Raw genomic sequence first — 17,632 nt, 5'->3', positions numbered from 1 at the left:
CAAACAATGAATCTTACCGTAAAAATACGAGTGATTGGCGGATTCGCCATAATCAGTTTTCTACTCGTGTTACTGAGTATTATATCGCTAGTCAGTCTAAACAAGATTGAAAGTGCAACTCAAGAAGTGAGTGATCTTGCCCTACCCACAGTTGGTGGTAGTAACAGTTTAAAAGCGTCCTTTAACAATATGGGCCGCTTAACTTTCGAAGCCTATGTGACAACACAGCAAAATGAATTAGGTGAAAAACGCGCCGCATTTGATACCAGCCGACAAAACTTCAACCAAGAGCTAAGCGAGTTAAGAAGCATAGTAAGCTCTGAAAAGAATCTGAAAACGGCTCTTAGTACGGTTGAAACTGTATTTGATAACTATTCTAAAAATGCAGTAGAAGTATATGAAAACCACCTTCTTGAGCAAAACCTTAGAGACAGTGTCTCTGACAAATATGAGGTCATCGAGGAGAGTGCGGATGACGCTACCTCACTGTTATTAGATTTTGCGGATCTTGATGAAGTCATTGATTCAGACGTTTTATCAAATGTAGCTGAAGAAGGCGTTAAGTTAGAATCTGATTTACTATCTATTTTGTCATCGATTGCCGAATACAAAACTACCGAAACTTTGCAACGAGCTGAAATTCGTAGCGAAGAAGTTTTAATTATGATTAAACAAGCTGAAAATCGCTTTGCCGAAATGCGTGCGACAGAGAATGGTTTAGATACCACCGGCACCCTTGATGAAGTAAGTGATTTAATCGACTTAATTAAAGAAACTACTGAAGGCTCTGATGGTATTCTGATCACGCAGGTCAAAATGTTAGAACGCGCAATTGATGCACAAAAGTTTTTAACAGCATCGGATGAGAATATTTCAAACGGTCTTGACGCATTGGCAATGCTCTTAAAATTGGCAAACGACAAAGCAAATACGTTAAAAGAAGGTGTAAATAGTCAAGTTTCTTCAAGCTTACAGTGGGTTGTCGTAATGGTACTTGTGTCTCTAGCAATAGCAGTATTGACGGCCTATAAGAGTGTATCAGCAATTACCAAACCTTTAGCTCGAGTGAATGAACTTCTTAAGATTGCGTCGTCTGGAGACCTAACACACAGACTAGATGACTCTTCAAGAGATGAATTTGGTGTCCTTTCTAAAAACTGTAATTCTTTGATTGAGAGTTTAAAAACATTGATCCAAGGTATTAATCACAGAGCAGAACAGTTAGCTGCGGCTTCGGGTGAAACCTCTTCGGTAACAGAGCAAACAACAACCTCGATTCAAGAACAAAAGTCTCAAATATCTCAGATTGCGGCTGCAACAACAGAAATGCACAGCACTTCACTATTAGTATCTCAAAGCGCCGACGATACCTTGAAAGAAATTGGACACGCTGACGAAGAAGCAGAAAAAGTAAAAGAAATTTCGTTAAGCAATAAACGCACAATTGAAGTACTTGCGCGCGACGTTCAAGAAGCGGCTGATGTTATTAACAAGTTACATGAGGATAGTGCTTCAATTGGTGGGATTTTGGACGTAATCCGCGGTGTTGCTGACCAAACGAACTTACTCGCATTAAATGCTGCCATTGAGGCCGCAAGGGCTGGAGAGTATGGACGAGGCTTTGCCGTTGTTGCTGATGAAGTACGTACACTGGCTAGTCGTACCCAAAAGTCGACGCAAGAAATTAATTCAATGATAGAAGTCTTACAAGCTGGTGCAGAAAAAGCGGTATCAGTTATGACTCAAGGTAAGTTACAAACTGAACTATGTGTGGCAGAAACCGAAAAAGCCACGCAAGCCCTAGACTTAATTACCGATGCCGTTCACAAAGCGCACGAGGTAAGTACGCGCATAGAGCAAGCAGCACGTGAGCAGAATCAAGTATCAGCAGAAATTAGTGAGAAACTAGAAAGTATTGTTGGGATAGCTGAAGAAACAACGCTTGGCGCTCAACAAACTACAGCATCAAGCGCAGAAGTTGCTAGATTGGCAGAAGAGTTACAAGAATCAATAGGTGAGTTTAAGGTTTAAGTCTTCACCTTAAAAAACTAAAAAGCGATATCGCATCAAATTGACAATGCGATATCGCTTTTTTTATATTTAATACAAAGCCAGTGTTGAGTTACTTAAACTTCGAACAATGCCTTGTGCAGTACCTTCACAACATCCTCACTGTCGGTATTATTTACCACGAATGACAAATTGTGAGGGTTAGCCCCAAAACATATCATTCTTAGGTTAAAGTCAGCCACCGCTTCAAAGATCTTGCTCGATACTCCGGCAGAGCTATGCATATTATTACCAACAACAGTTACTACGTCATAACCCTGCTCAATGCTTACATCACAAATTGTTGATAATTCCGCGAGTGTTTCTTTATTCATTCTTTCAGACATAGAATTAGGTGGATTGTCTAAAGTGAATGACACGGCTATTTCTGAAGTAGTGACCAAATCAACCGACAAATGGTGTTTTGCGATGATTTCAAAAACGCGCTGCAAGAAACCTTGAGCATACATCATTTTTGGCGTTTTCACGGTAACCATAACTTGGTCTTTGCGTCTTGTAATCGCTCTATAAGCTGGTTCGTGTTTGCAATCTCTAACAATCCAAGTACCGCCTTTATCTGGCTCGCGACTCGAACCTACAAATACTTTTATGTCTTGTCTAAGCGCCGGCTCCATAGTTGCAGGATGCAATACTTTTGCACCAAATGTCGCCATTTCTGCAGCTTCTTCAAAGCTTAGTTCAGGTAAAGGGCGTGCTTTATCTGTAATGCGAGGATCAGTGGTGTATACACCGATGACATCAGTCCAAATTTCACAAGTCTGTGCATCAACAGCCTCAGCTAAAAGTGCTGCCGTAAAATCAGAACCACCACGACCAAGAGTGGTTGTTCTGCCTTGTTCATCTGCGCCAACAAAGCCCTGAGTGACAATAACTGAACTATCTAATTCAGGTAATAACAATGATTGAGACAGCATTTTAATCACTGGTAGGTCAGGAGCCGCTTGTGTAAATAATGAATCGGTACGAAGTACTTTCCTCACATCAAAGTTGCTCGCTGCTACATTGAATTCTCGCAAGACCGCTGAGAACAATAATGAGGACATGCGCTCACCCATTGAGACTAAGGCGTCTTTCAAATCATCTCGAAAGTTAATCTCTTCGTGCTTTGCAAGTTCAGTCAACTCATCTAATAGGACATTAAGCTTCTCGCTGACTTCATCTGGGCTTTTTAACTTTGCAACAATTGCGAGCTCAATGACTCTAATTTGCTCGACAATTTCTTCAATCTGTTGACTCGTTAAAGCAGTATTAGCCAAAGCAACCAAATGATTGGTAATGCCAGCAGATGCGCTAACTACCACAATGCGAGTATTAGGATTGTTAGCGACTATTTTTGCACAACTACACATGGTGTCATACGTCGCTACGCTTGTTCCGCCAAACTTAGCGACATTCAAGGCTGAATTCATTTACTTGTAATTTCCTATTTGTTAACCCAATGACTTATGCTGTCAATTGCTTTTCTTTAAAATAAAATTGTAGATTTTTATGTGCTTTTACATCAATAAAACTAAAAGGACGGCTGCTTAACTCGCCCTTCTATTGAAACCTTATCGCCGACCTTTATTCCGTTTTTTGCAAACCAACCTTGATTCATTTCTAAAGCAAATAATACTGGCTTGCTCGATTTGACAGAAGTCAGATCATGAGGCTGCAGCGGCTTAATATCGACTATCTTACCATCTACTGTAATGTAAGCTAAATCGAGAGGAACAAAGGTATTCTTCATCCAGATACTGGCGATACGCTCGCTATCAAACTGGAACAGCATGCCACAATCTTCGCATAAGCTTTTGCGATGCATCAAGCCTAGCGCTCTTTCCTCAAAAGTATCGGCAAATTCGACTTTAAGGGATTTTCTTGCAAACGCAATATTTATATTACTGTCGTCTGCTAATAGGGCTAGCTCTTCGTCAGTTAGTTCATCTTCTTTTGCAAGTAATTGTTGCTCAAGCTCAGGCTGATTAAATGCTTTTGTACTGAGTTGTTTATCAGGCTGCGCACAGGCTTGAATTGAAAATGACAAGGCAATTAAGAGTGCGATAGAGCCAGTGAGCATATTCGAAAGATTTTTCATGACCCTTCCCTTGTAGTGTTGTGATAAAGCATATTTAAACAAAAACGCCGAGAACTATCATTAAGTTCTCGGCGTTCTATATTTATCATAAAAAGTAAGCGTTGTTTAATACAATCGCTTACCTCATCAACATTTTATCGGCGTTACGCGATATTGAGTGTTGGAATGATGTTTTCTTTTGCTGCAGTTGCTGCTGTGCTGAACTTCGGCATGCGATCGAAGTTCAAGTAACGGAATACTTCACCGCTCATTGATTCGATTTTACTTGCGTATTCCATGTATTCTTCAGCAGTTGGTATACGACCAACAATTGCACCTACCGCCGCCATTTCAGCTGAACACAAATACACGTTTGCACCATCACCTAAACGATTCGGGAAGTTACGAGTTGAAGTAGACAATACAGTCGCACCTGCAAGCACTCGAGCTTGGTTACCCATACACAAAGAACAACCTGACATTTCCATTCTTACGCCAGCTTTGCCGTAGATGTTGAAGTAACCTTCTTCCATCAACTGTGCTTCATCCATCTTAGTTGGAGGAGACATCCATAAACGCGTTGGCAATGTACCTTTGAACTGCTCAAGCAGTTTACCGGCAGCTCGGAAGTGACCAATGTTCGTCATACATGAACCGATGAACACTTCGTCAACTTTATCGCCAGCAACATCAGACAATGTTTTCGCATCATCCGGATCGTTAGGGCAACATAAGATTGGCTCGTTGATTTCGTCTAGGTCGATTTCAATTGTTTCAACATATTCTGCGTCAGCATCAGCTCTCATCAGTGATGGATTCGCTAGCCATTCTTCCATTTTACGTGCACGACGTTCAAGTGTTCTTGGGTCGCCATAGCCTTCGTTGATCATCCAACGTAGCATTGTAATGTTAGAGTTTAAGTACTCAGCAATTGACTCTTCAGACAATTTAATCGTACAACCGGCAGCAGAGCGTTCTGCAGAGGCATCTGATAATTCGAAGGCCTGTTCAACAGTTAAGTTATCTAAGCCTTCAATCTCAAGTATACGACCAGAGAATGCGTTAACTTTACCTTTCTTAGCTACAGTCAATAAACCTTGCTTGATAGCGTATAAAGGGATCGCATGTACTAGATCACGAAGTGTAATACCTGGCTTCATTTTACCTTTAAAACGTACCAATACTGATTCAGGCATATCAAGAGGCATAACACCTGTTGCAGCAGCAAATGCTACCAAACCAGAACCTGCAGGGAATGAAATACCCATTGGGAAGCGAGTATGTGAATCACCGCCAGTACCAACTGTGTCTGGCAATAACATGCGGTTCAACCAAGAGTGGATGATACCGTCACCTGGACGCAGAGAAACACCGCCACGGTTCATAATAAAATCGGGTAATGTGTGCTGAGTTTCAATATCAACTGGCTTAGGATAAGCAGCGGTATGACAGAAAGACTGCATGGTTAAATCGGCAGTAAAGCCTAAGCATGCTAAGTCTTTAAGTTCGTCACGCGTCATAGGACCAGTAGTATCCTGAGAACCTACCGTTGTCATTTTTGGCTCGCAATAGGTACCTGGGCGAATACCATCTACGCCACAAGCTTTACCAACCATTTTCTGCGCCAATGTAAAACCTTTAGTCGATGCAGCTGGTACATCTGGTTTACGGAACATGTCATTCGGCTCTAAGCCTAAAGCTTCGCGTGCTCTATCAGTAAGACCACGACCAATGATTAGGTTGATACGACCACCAGCACGAACTTCATCAAGTAGTACGTCTGACTTATATTCGAAGGTAGTTAATAACTCGCCCGTTTCTGCGTTTTTAACTTCACCGGCAAATGGATAAATATCAATGACATCACCCATGTTTAATTTGTCTACGTCAGCTTCAAATACAAGTGCGCCAGCATCTTCCATTGTGTTAAAGAAGATTGGAGCAACTTTACCGCCGATACAAATACCGCCACCGCGCTTGTTTGGAACGCCCGGCAAATCGTCACCGAAGAACCACAATACTGAGTTAGTCGCTGATTTACGTGAAGAACCGGTACCAACAACATCACCAACGAAAGCAACCGGGTGACCTTTGGCTTTAATTTCATCAATTTGTGACAAGGGACCTACTTCGCCATGAACTTCTGGTGTAAGACCATCGCGCGTCATTTTGTACATAGCGCGGGCATGCAACGGAATATCAGGACGAGACCAAGCATCTGGAGCCGGTGACAAGTCATCAGTGTTTGTTTCGCCTGTTACTTTAAAAACAGACATTGTGATTTTTTCAGCTAAGTCTTCACGAGAAGTATACCACTCGCCTTCAGCCCATGAATGCATCACATCTGTAGCGAATTTATTGCCAGCCTTGTGCTTCTCATCTACGTCATGGAAAGCATCAAACATTAATAAAGTGTGTTTCAATTCTTCAGCAGCAAGTTCCGCTAAGTTATCATCGTCTAATAAACTAACTAAAGTTTCGATGTTGTAACCACCGTGCATGTTACCAAGTAATTGAACCGCCGCATCGGGGCTAATCAAGTCACACTTCTCTTCCCCTTTCGCGATGGCACTTAGGAAGCCAGCTTTAACATAAGCAGCTTCATCAACACCAGGAGGCACACGCTCTGAAAGGAGTTCTAGCAAAAATTCTTCTTCGCCAGCAGGCGGGTTTTTCAATAGTTCAACGAGACCAGCAACTTGCTCTGGATTTAATGGCTTTGGTGGAATACCTTCAGCGGCACGCTCTTCTACGTGTTTACGATAATCTTCTAACACTATTTAACCCTCTTTTTGATGCCGGTTGTCGATATTTTTAATAAACGAACCCGCAGGAATAAACTTGATTGTAAAATGTGAGGCGCATTATAGCGCCTAACGTTAAGAATTTGAATGATAAAACGTTAGCAACGAATTATAGCCGATATTCATCAAACTAATTGTTTTAATAATGTTAATGGCTTTTGTTTATGAACCAACTACTCAGAAACGAGTTTATAAATTTTAGTTGAATTAGCTTTACCACTCTCACCATCGGTTAATAATAGGATGTTCCCTTCAGAATCCTGTTCAATATCCCGTAAACGAAAAGGAAAGTTTGGAAGTAAAATACGCTCGTTTAAAATTTCAGTACCATCAAACATTAAGGCTCTTAGCTGCTTGAATTTTAAAGAACTTACGACTAAATGTTTAGACAAAGCGCCTAGTTTTGACGATTTATATAAGATCATACCTGAAGGTGCGATGGAAGGCGTCCAATCATAGTCTGGTTGCTGCATGCCCTCATACTCAGTAAATGGTGTAATCAATGCACCAGAATAGTCTCGTCCATTGGTGATAATTGGCCAGCCATAGTTAGCACCCTTTTTAATGATATTAATCTCATCGCCACCCGCTGGACCGTGCTCATGAGATATTACCGATCCAGTTTCGGTGACTAAAAGGGCTTGTGGGTTTCGATGACCCAAACTGTATATGTAGCCTTCGTGACTGAGTGGCTTAGCTGAATTATAAAATGGATTGTCGGCGAGTGCTTGGCCCGTATCACTTACTCTGAGAATCTTCCCTAAATGCGAGCTCTTGACCTGAGCTTGCTCTCGAAAATCAAAACCATCGCCAGTACTTATGAGAAGACTATTATCAGCCATAAATGCCAATCGACCGCCGTAATGAACTGGCGTATTTTTATCTGATTTAACGACAAACACATCTTCTATTTTAGAAATGACATTCCCTATTTTAGGTAACTTGAATCTCACCACTTTTAATCGGTTTGCGTCTTCGCTACCCGAGCTATAGCTGAGGTATATCCACCCATTCGATTCGAAATTAGGATGAAACGCGATATCGAGGAAACCGCCTTGCCCACCCGGGTATATATCTGTAATCGGTGGTTGATAACTCTTTTGCTGCCATTTTTGATCGAAGACAAGAATATTGCCCCCGCGGTCAGCAACGTAGATTTGTTGGTCTGGAGCTAGGTTAATTGACCATGATTTAGGTAAGTCGTCGACAATTAGCTCGACGTCAAATCTTTCATCTGTAACAGGCTTAGAGTCCTGTGCATGGGCCATTTGGCAAAAACATAAAGCGATAGCGATGTGTATCGCCGTGAACCGCCTGAGTATTTTAAAAAGCATCATAATCCTTAAGGAAGAGAAAGATATCAGTTGATATCATCTTAGTGTTAGCATAACAAAAAGAATTAGAAATAAGCACTAGGCATTAAAATATAGTGACTGAGCAATATTAAGCAAGTCACAATATCGGTAGCAATGCATTAGTTGAAATGCTTCAGTTAATAAGTACACGATAATTAATATCGAGACGGAAAAAGGAATACATCAGTGTCTATAAACGAAAAAACTAGGTTTAAGAAAAGCAAATTCACTCGCTTTCTACAGTTTTTGGTGCAGCTCATTGTTGCAGCACTTGTCACTTTTTTCGTTGCTAGTACGTTACATACCCAATCCGTATTATCCAATTTAATTGCTATAGGCGCTGAAATTCCGTTCGCAATAAGAATAGAAACCGTGTTTAAAGATTACCTTGGCCTGTTGCCCAGTTATGGTGTAATCATATTTATCGGCATGTTAATAGCCATGCCAATTGCTGGATTAATATCGAAAACACTCAGTTCAAAATCACAGAAAGAAGAGTCGGTTGAACAATCGCCGAATAACGAGACGCAGCTTTGGCTATTCGCCCTTGCTGGCGCCGTGGCAATATTTACAATATTAGCGGCAATGCAGCCAATAATGAACATCACTATTATTGCTGGTGCGCGCGGCTTTTCTGGGATGTTCACGCAAAGTATCGCTGGGGCAATTGGTGGTGGCGCTTTTGCTCTAGTTAGAAGCCGATTTGCTTAAGTACTTCAAACAGTAGTAATCAAATCTTAACTAAAAACCTGAACGAGGGGGAGCGCCGTCAATGTTGCGCTATTCCCACAAATCTATAAGTGCAATTTTTCTTTTTAGATACATAAGATCAATACGCGTTTATCATGTAAATTTATTGTTAATTCCATCGAATTAAGATTATCTTAATAAACGTACGATGTTTTCGTAACAGGCATAACCGAAAGATCTGTATAAAACACGACATCGTATACGCTACCCAACGAAAGCAAAACTTACCAATACTCTAAGGACGTGACATGACCGAGCAATTAGTAATCCCTTCTCATATTAATTCTCTTGCCGATTACATCGAAGAAGCCTTCAAAAAATATGACGATAAACCGGCTTATAACGCGCTAGGTCAGACGATGAGTTTTGCTGAAATGGAAAGTTATTCCGCTCAATTTGCCGCCTGGTTGCTGGCAAAAGGAAACTTGGTTCCCGGCGATCGAATTGCTATTCAATTGCCTAATTTATTACAAAACCCAATTGCCGTTTATGGTGCACTGCGTGCAGGCTTGGTAGTGGTAAACACTAATCCCCTGTATACACCAACCGAAATGGCCCACCAATTTAGCGATTCGGGCGCCAAAGCCCTAGTTATTCTCGAAGATTTTGTCGGCAAATATGAGTCGATAAAAGAGCAAACGCAAATTCAAACGGTGGTTGTTACACCGGCTCCTCAAATGTTGAACAAGCAAAAATCAACTTCGGCTTATACATGCTTTATGCAAGTATTTGAGGAAGCACACGGGCTAAAACTCCCGGCTCGACCTGAGATTTCATTAGATGATACCTGTGTTCTACAATATACCGGTGGCACAACCGGAGTCTCGAAAGGTGCCGAACTCACGCATAGAAACGTGCTAGCAAATAGTATTCAAGTGTTAGGACGCCTTGGCAAAGCATTTAAAGATGGCGGAGAAATTATTATTTGCCCTCTTCCGCTCTATCATATTTATGCTTTCACCGTTGCGATGATGACATTATTTGCCAAAGGGGCAATGTGTGTGCTGATACCAAACCCAAGAGATATGGACGCCTTTGTACAGCAGCTTAAACCACACAAATTTACTGCTTTTGCAGGACTAAACACCTTGTTTATGGGACTGTGTGCTCATCCTGAATTCCCATCGTTAGACTTCAGTAAGTTAACACTTACCATGTCTGGAGGAACCGCTTTAACAAGCTCAGCGGCTGAACTATGGCAAAAAACGACGGGATGCTCTGTCACAGAGGGTTATGGCTTATCAGAAACATCGCCTGTTTTAGCGTTTAATGAGCCTGGAGCAGAACATATAGGTACGGTTGGCTTACCTGTACCCAATACAGACATTCAAATGTTAGATGAAAATGATCAAGCAGTTGCTGATGGGAAAGAAGGACAAATTGCTGCCAAGGGTCCACAAATAATGAAAGGTTATTGGCAGCGCCCAGATGAGACGGCAAAAGTGATGACTGCCGACGGTTATTTCAAAACGGGTGATGTTGGTGTCAGAATGCCCGATGGCTGCATTAAAATTGTTGATCGTTTGAAAGATATGATTATCGTATCTGGTTTTAATGTGTATCCAAATGAAATCGAAGACGTGCTTACCAAGCATAGCGACATACTTGAAGCCGCGGTAGTTGGCAAACCAGATGAAAAAACAGGTGAACGTGTTTGTGCCTATGTTACTTGTAGTAAAGGTATCGATAAAGATGATGTCATTCGTCATTGTCGTGATTTATTAACAGGATACAAAATACCTAAAGAGTTGCATGTCATTGATGAGTTGCCCAAATCTGCTGTAGGTAAGATATTGCGCAGAGAATTACGATAATTATCTGGTGTTAGACAATCTTTCTATCGTAGATTTTTCTTTATCGGTTATTGGACCAGTCGTCTTACTGATTGCGTTCGGTTATGGCCTCTATAAAACGGGCTTAATGAGCGATGACTTCGTTGAGCGGGCTTCACGATTAATTTTTAACTTCGCACTACCCGCTCTGTTGTTTACTACAATTAGCAAAAGCCAATTAGATCTGACCTCTGAACTGGACATGTTATTAATCGGTGTCGCTGGGACGATTTTAATTTGTCTCGTCTTAATGCTGATATGTCCTTACTTAGTTGCGCGACGAAGCGACCGTGGCGTAGTTATCCAAGGCGCATTTCGTTCAAATATGGGCATAATCGGATTAGCTTACTGCGCCAATGCATATGGTGATGCCGGCATTGCTTTAGGCTCTATTTACCTAGGCGCGCTTACAATAATTTATAATGTAATAAGTGTGGGGATCTTGAATTTTTACTTAGATAGTAAAACCTCAATCTTGATCGTACTTAAAGGTGTTATTAGTAACCCCATTATTTTGTCTATCGTCCTCGCACTTACCGTATCTAAGTTTGATATTGTAATACCGAGTATCCTACTTAACAGCGCTGGTTACTTTGCTCAACTTACATTGCCTTTAGCATTATTGTGTACCGGGGCTGCGTTGCGTTTTTCAACTTTCAGAGAAGATGCTAAAGCCGCGGCCTTAAGTATTTTTGTAAAGTGCTTTATTTATCCAGGTCTTATAGTATTAACGGCGATTTACTTCGATATAAGGGGCATAACCTTGGGTGTCGTCTATCTAATGTCAATTGCGCCTACAGCAGCAGCTAGCTACGTTATGGTTCGTAAAATTGGCGGTAACCATAAGCTAGCGGCGCATATTATTGCTATCAGTACAATTTTATCAGTACCAATTACGATTGTTGGCTATACTTTGATTGCAGTTTACTTGTAAGTCTAATTTAACGTATGATTCCGACAGAGTGTTTACATGTCTAATAGTCAAGAGCAAGAAAAGCATCACTTTGAACTAAGCAAAAAAAATATACTCATCGTCGTCCTGATTTTCTTGGTATGTATAGGCGCACCAATATTGCTCTTACTCAATTTATAGTTTTATTTACCTTTTCGAGCTTATTTTTTTTCAACACTGACCGATATATGAACATACCCTAATGAATAGTCGTTTTTAAGATTTAGCATCAACAGTAGCCACCGTAACTGAAGTTAGTAAGGCTCTTGTACTCAAAATGCACTATTTTCTAGCTGACTTAACAAATGAATTACTTAACTAATGGAACACTATAATGTTTGTCTTAGCCTCAAATTACGAAAAGTTAGCTCGAGAATATGCAGAACTGAAAACTCAATTAGATAGTGCTAATTCCCAATTAGCTGAGCAAATAGCCGAAAAAAATGTGCTCATCGAAGAGCTCAACATGCCGAATTTGAATGCGGAATTCGAGAAGTCTTTGGTGAAATGTACGCTTGACTCTTTAAGCCAAGTCGAAGGCATAAGACAGACTGTCCTTGAGTCATTTTTAAATTTTCAGTCAGAAAGCGAGTCAGTAGAACAGATAAGCGAACTATTCGATGTTTCTTCTTCTTCTTTGAGTGATATAGCGAGTTCCATGAGCGGTTTGAACATAAAGATTAGTGGCATGGCCGACAATATTTCAGGCTTGTCTGAGAAGGCTGATCATATTAATAAATTTGTTTCCACAATCACAAGTATTTCAGATCAAACAAATCTACTCGCACTGAATGCCGCAATTGAAGCAGCTCGAGCCGGTGATGCAGGTCGTGGTTTTAGTGTTGTTGCTGACGAAGTTCGCTCGTTGGCGACAGAAACAAATAAGTCCGCTAGTGAGGTTGCCGATCTGGTTGGCAATATTATTTCTTCAACTAAAACAACGGTTGAATCAGCGGAAGACGTAAAGCAAAACAATGAGTCACTCTCAATGGGTGTGAATACCTTAAGTGAGAATTACACTTCAATAGTGGCAAGCAGCAATAAAATGAAATCGACAATTGCGGAGTCGGCACACGCTACGTTTATTCAGACTGTAAAATTAGACCACATTGTATGGAAAAGTGAAGTTTACGCAGTACTGCATGAGTTAAGTAATAAATCGCTGCAAGATTTTACTAATCATAAAACGTGTAGACTAGGTCAGTGGTACGACAGCAGTGCTACGAAAAAGTATGCAAATGCTAGTGCATTTAGAAGCTTAGAACAACCTCATGCGGAAGTGCACAATGAGGGTATGAAAGCACTTGAAGCGTTTGCGAAAAAAGACAATGAAAGGACGATAAAGTCTCTGCAACAAATGGAAAGTGCGAGCCAGCGTGTCATGGCGTTGTTAGATGAGATCGCTCACCTAACCGAAAAATAAGAAATTGAGAAGTAAAGGGCTCCATTGATGCAAGGCGGTTACTTAATTTGTGCTCATAGCTTGAGTTAATTTATTGAAAGCCTCATACTGTATATAATTACAGCATGGGGCTTTGTTTTGGAATTACAAAAAAAATCTTACGCAAGGATTTCGGAGACGATACCAAAGGCGTTAAAGGGCCTACAGGTAAACGGATGCAAGAATCCTGCTTGTGCAAACTTCTGTATCGATCCGCATGATTACAATCCAGTAGAATACAGCTTAAGAAAAGGATCTAACCCATTTTATAAAATATCGGGTTCAGGCAGAAATGAACCTAATCTCCAATGCAGAGTGTGTCGCGAGATCACTCCTATCAAATCTAATGTAGGTATTCTAGAGGAGGAGTCCCGTATATCCTCATATTTGCATGAACCCTTATACACTTGCCCAAATACCGAATGTAATAATCACCTTATGTCAGTTAGCGATAATGCTAATCTATATAAAAGACATGGTCAAACATCAGGCAACACGAGGTATCAATGCAAGCTTTGTAAAAAGACATTTTCTGATGGTAATAAGCGGCGTCAACATCGACGTTCAGAGATAAACAAAAGCTTTTTTCTGCATATAGTTAATAAAACGCCAATGAGGCGTATGTGCGAGATATTGGACATTTCGTCAAAAACCTACTTTGATAAGTTAAACTGGCTTTATGAGCAAAGTTTAGCATTCGCTAGAGAGCGAGAAATTCGATTATTAAAAACTTCCTATGCTCAAAAAGTCGATATTTGTACTGATAGGCAGGTACATATTAGCAATTGGAGTGATCGTAAAGATAAAAGAAACATTGAATTATGGGCGATAGGCAGCGCCGACAATATCAGTGGGTATGTTTTTGGCGTCCACTTTAATTACGATCCATTAATAGATAGAACGGCAGCTGAAATTGATGCCAGCGCAGTAAACCCTAAAATTACGCCGCCACACCTTCAACCTCATGCACGTCTATGGTTACAACGTTATCATAATGAAGAGCTTAGCATGTCGACTCACGAGCATATAAAAGGCCTATCTAAGCTTGAAAATAGTTCATTTGAACAAGCCGAGATATTAGACGGTACTACAAAACTCCCCGATAAAGGTGCTTTGGTTCACAGTGAGTACACCATGTATGCGCACTTCTTATTAGTAGCAAGGCTTTTGGGAAATGTGAAACAAGTGCATTACTCGCTTGATAGAGAAGCCGGAATAAGAAATGCATTTATGCTTGCCAATAAAGAGCGTGTGTCAAATGGTTCAGCTCATGCATTTTATGTCAAAAACAGGACAGGATTGACCGTTGATGAAAAAAAAGAAATCGTAAAAGATTTTTATAAAGCATTTAGAGTCATCGCTGGCAAATCATTCAGATCAGCTACTGGTACGGAAAGATACAATACAATTATTAGCATGCTTCGACAAAATATACCTCAGGCAAAACTTATCCCCTTTAGTAAGCAAATGTGGCTTAGACATCCCCATTTTACAATGCCTGAACCAGAGAAATTAGTGGCCGCGTTAACACCGATAACGCACCTATCCATTCAAGAGCAATCTGAGCTATATAAACCTTCTTCTCTTGCCGCAATAGATAGGTTTTTCATGTTCGTTAGACGCCGAGTAAGTCTTCTTGAGCGGAGTAAGTCTGTAGCATCAAGCGAGCGCCGCAAATGGCATGGGTACAGTGCCTATGACCCTTATTCATATTTGAAGGTCATGGAGATTGTGCGGCTCTTTTACAATTATTGTTTAAAGGCAAAAGATGGGAAAACAGCAGCTATGAGACTTGGTTTGGCAAAGAGACCAATCAGATTAGAGAGTATTGTATATTTTGAAAAGTGATTTAAGACATTGCAACTCACTGGTTAATAATAAGAAATCCATGATATTGTATTGCATCGAGAGTTTTAGAGGAAAAGTAATAATGATTGTAAAAGGATTTACTATAGGGCTGTTATTCATTAGCTTGAGCGGTTGCGCTTCATTTATCGCTAATCAAATAACAAGCCAAAAAAAATCTAACGTAGAGGGCAATATCTCAGATGGGACTGTTGAGCAACAATTGTGTGATAGCAATAATTACTGTGTTAAAGCAATAGGTTTAGGTGAGTCTGCCGCAGGTGATCACAGTCTAAAATTTACGTTTCATATCAATGATAATCATAAGATTTGGCGCTACGAAGCCAAAAATGACGATGTTGAAACCGCCAAACCACTCGCAAACCATTTGATATTACTCTTTACTGGATACAGCCAACCCACTCAAGTCTTATATATACATCAATTATGGTTACAACAGATGACGGGCGCAGAAGTTATCGTTATACCTAGCGCTGAAAACACAGACACATTTAATTTTGGTCTAAATTACGCACCTCCTATTGTTGCAGAAATTCATAGGTTAAACCCCACAAAAGTGCACCTTGTTGGATTTTCAATGGGTGCACTAGCAGCAAGTGAGGTTGAGAAGCAAATTGACAATGCGAAACTCTATTTAGTTTCACCAATGACCGACTTTGACTATTCAGTTAAAGCAATTTACGACATGTTCTATAGAGATAAGATATACGCAACATTTATCTCTCAAGGCACGCTTGAGGATGCAATTCAAATTGTTTATGAAAAGTCAGGAACAACATCAAAAGATCGTGATTTAATAGCAAAACTGAATGGAGCGAAATCACCTACATTTATCTATACGTCTAATAAAGATAGGGTTATTGAGCATGCTGCTTTTAACGCTATTCAAAATGATAATGTTGATGTAAATATTTATGGAGAGTTAAATCATTTCGAAATGGTTGCCCTATTAAGTCAGGATTTGATGACTGACTTCGTATCTGACTTGCTTGAGAGGCCAGTGTTGAAGAGTGAAATTACAACTCTAGGTATATTATGTGATTTTGATGATGATGATTGTCTAAATCAACTACCTGATTAGCGCACAAAAAATAAGGCGAGTTCAAAAACTCGCCTTAGCACAAATTAAGTAACCGCCTTGCCATTGATGGGGCCATTTTTTTATCAGTCAACTTTATCTTAAGTTAAAGCCAAATCGACCGCTGCTCTGGCATGTAATTCTGTTGTGTTAAATATTGGTACTTGTGGAAGATCTTCCGGTTTTAATAATAAGAAAATTTCGGTACAGCCCAGAATGATCCCCTGTGCACCTTTAGAGATTAAGTCCTCACAAACTTTTATATAGGCATGCTTTGACGCGTCAGTGATCTCTCTTCTTACTAATTCATCAAATATAATTCTGTCCACTATCACTTGGTCATTTTCATTCGGTGAAATAACATCAACAGCAAATTTTTGCTTGAAACGCTGTTTAATATAATCGGCTTCCATAACTGGCTTTGTTCCTAAAATGCCAACTTTACTCAGTCCTGCTTTCTTAATTGCCGAGCCCGTAGGGTCGCTTATATGAATAAAGGGAATAGAAACTATTTGTTCAATATTATCCAACACGCGATGCATCGTGTTGCTAACACATATCAGTATATCTGCGCCACCAAGTTCAGCACCCTTAGCCTTCTCTTCAATGTAAACTCGCGATTCTTCCCAAAGTCCATTTCGCACGTAGTATTCAATATTGCCAAAATTGACACCTTGAATAAGTGTTTCAGCAATTTCCCAACCACCGAGTCGTTGGTTAACGAGATCATTTATCATCCGATAATACTCGGACGTAGCCTGATTGCTCATCCCACCAAGGATGCCAATCGTTTTCATTTTTGTCGGCCGTGTCATTTTAACTCCTGTTGGAAACATTCAGCTTTGTATACTGGAAAGTAATGAATCTATGCATGCCTGCCTGTTGTACGTTCACTACCGTGTAACATGCGAACAAATTAACTATTAGTTTGCAACAATGAAACGTCATTCCCAACTTGATTGGGAACCTCGTAACCACAACTTCAGTGCACCCTAATACCTAACAAAGCAATGAAGGGTAAAGATCAACCCAGCACGGATTACGTTCATTTATCAGTTGGTTTTTCCATTCTCTGTTCCACTTTTCAAACGTTTTTCTCGTAAAATTGCATTATGCATATCGTAGAATTGTTCAAAATAGATCAGTTTGTGAAGGTTGTAATTCACAATAAAGCAGTTTTATCATTCTGAAAAGTACTGTTTTTAAGGTTTCTAGTTGGTTTGGGAGGTTCCCAATCAAGTTGGGAATGACGTATCTTCGTAGTGATATTATTCTGAAAAGTGCTGTTTTTAAGCTTTCTAGTTGGTTTGTGAGGTTCCCAATCAAGTTGGGAATGACGTATCTTCGTAGTGATATTATTCTGAAAAATGCTGTTTTTAAGCTTTCTAGTTGGTTTGTGAGGTTCCCAATCAAGTTGGGAATGACGTT

The 17,632-nt window shown here is 40.3% G+C and carries 13 protein-coding genes; 7 read left to right on the top strand and 6 right to left on the bottom strand.

Annotation, left to right across the window (positions count from 1 at the left end; translation table 11 throughout):
• The first annotated feature begins 6 nt into the window (after positions 1 to 6).
• Positions 7 to 2,031 (top strand): methyl-accepting chemotaxis protein, encoded by a 2,025-nt coding sequence (locus tag ACKLNX_RS10255; protein ID WP_412972289.1) that lies wholly within the window; start codon positions 7 to 9, stop codon positions 2,029 to 2,031.
• Positions 2,032 to 2,126: 95 nt separating this feature from the next.
• On the opposite strand, the gene lysC is transcribed toward ACKLNX_RS10255, so the two are convergent.
• The 4 genes from lysC to ACKLNX_RS10235 form a co-directional block, all read right to left on the bottom strand.
• Positions 2,127 to 3,479, bottom strand: coding sequence for a lysine-sensitive aspartokinase 3 (gene lysC, locus ACKLNX_RS10250; RefSeq protein ID WP_412972288.1), 1,353 nt, complete (start codon positions 3,477 to 3,479; stop codon positions 2,127 to 2,129).
• Positions 3,480 to 3,580: 101 nt separating this feature from the next.
• Complete coding sequence (locus ACKLNX_RS10245) at positions 3,581 to 4,147, bottom strand: DUF192 domain-containing protein (RefSeq protein ID WP_412972287.1); 567 nt, start codon at positions 4,145 to 4,147, stop codon at positions 3,581 to 3,583.
• Positions 4,148 to 4,290: 143 nt separating this feature from the next.
• The gene (gene acnB / locus ACKLNX_RS10240; RefSeq protein ID WP_412972286.1) at positions 4,291 to 6,903 is read right to left on the bottom strand and encodes a bifunctional aconitate hydratase 2/2-methylisocitrate dehydratase; all 2,613 of its coding nucleotides are present in this window, start codon (positions 6,901 to 6,903) and stop codon (positions 4,291 to 4,293) included.
• A 200-nt stretch (positions 6,904 to 7,103) separates the two neighbouring features.
• Positions 7,104 to 8,267 carry a PQQ-dependent sugar dehydrogenase gene (locus ACKLNX_RS10235; RefSeq protein ID WP_412972285.1) on the bottom strand — a complete coding sequence of 388 codons (1,164 nt, stop codon included), beginning with the start codon at positions 8,265 to 8,267 and terminating at the stop codon, positions 7,104 to 7,106.
• A gap of 204 nt (positions 8,268 to 8,471) precedes the next feature.
• On the opposite strand from ACKLNX_RS10235, the gene ACKLNX_RS10230 reads away from it, so the two are divergent.
• The 6 genes from ACKLNX_RS10230 to ACKLNX_RS10205 all read left to right on the top strand — a co-directional run bounded on the left by ACKLNX_RS10230 (position 8,472) and on the right by ACKLNX_RS10205 (position 16,207).
• A complete protein-coding gene (locus ACKLNX_RS10230; protein ID WP_411695243.1) occupies positions 8,472 to 8,996 on the top strand; it encodes a hypothetical protein in 525 nt (174 codons plus the stop codon).
• Between the two features lie 287 nt (positions 8,997 to 9,283).
• On the top strand, positions 9,284 to 10,849 hold the full coding sequence (locus tag ACKLNX_RS10225; protein ID WP_412972284.1) for an AMP-binding protein: 1,566 nt from the start codon (positions 9,284 to 9,286) through the stop codon (positions 10,847 to 10,849).
• A 7-nt stretch (positions 10,850 to 10,856) separates the two neighbouring features.
• Positions 10,857 to 11,801, top strand: a complete 945-nt coding sequence (locus ACKLNX_RS10220) for an AEC family transporter (protein WP_412972283.1) — start codon at positions 10,857 to 10,859, stop codon at positions 11,799 to 11,801.
• A gap of 352 nt (positions 11,802 to 12,153) precedes the next feature.
• Positions 12,154 to 13,242 carry a methyl-accepting chemotaxis protein gene (locus ACKLNX_RS10215; protein ID WP_412972282.1) on the top strand — a complete coding sequence of 363 codons (1,089 nt, stop codon included), beginning with the start codon at positions 12,154 to 12,156 and terminating at the stop codon, positions 13,240 to 13,242.
• Between the two features lie 117 nt (positions 13,243 to 13,359).
• Positions 13,360 to 15,108, top strand: coding sequence for a hypothetical protein (locus tag ACKLNX_RS10210; RefSeq protein WP_412972281.1), 1,749 nt, complete (start codon positions 13,360 to 13,362; stop codon positions 15,106 to 15,108).
• 82 nt (positions 15,109 to 15,190) lie between these two features.
• Entirely contained in the window at positions 15,191 to 16,207 is a 1,017-nt protein-coding gene (locus tag ACKLNX_RS10205) for a hypothetical protein (protein WP_412972280.1), read from the top strand.
• Positions 16,208 to 16,305: 98 nt separating this feature from the next.
• On the opposite strand, the gene ACKLNX_RS10200 is transcribed toward ACKLNX_RS10205, so the two are convergent.
• Positions 16,306 to 17,019, bottom strand: coding sequence for an aspartate/glutamate racemase family protein (locus ACKLNX_RS10200; protein ID WP_412972279.1), 714 nt, complete (start codon positions 17,017 to 17,019; stop codon positions 16,306 to 16,308).
• A gap of 347 nt (positions 17,020 to 17,366) precedes the next feature.
• Positions 17,367 to 17,632: hypothetical protein (locus ACKLNX_RS10195; RefSeq protein WP_412972278.1), on the bottom strand; the 266-nt coding region annotated here is incomplete at its 5' end.

This window comes from Glaciecola sp. MF2-115 (assembly GCF_047250385.1).
Classification (GTDB): Bacteria; Pseudomonadota; Gammaproteobacteria; order Enterobacterales; family Alteromonadaceae; genus Glaciecola.
This window is presented reverse-complemented; position numbering and strand designations above follow the sequence as displayed.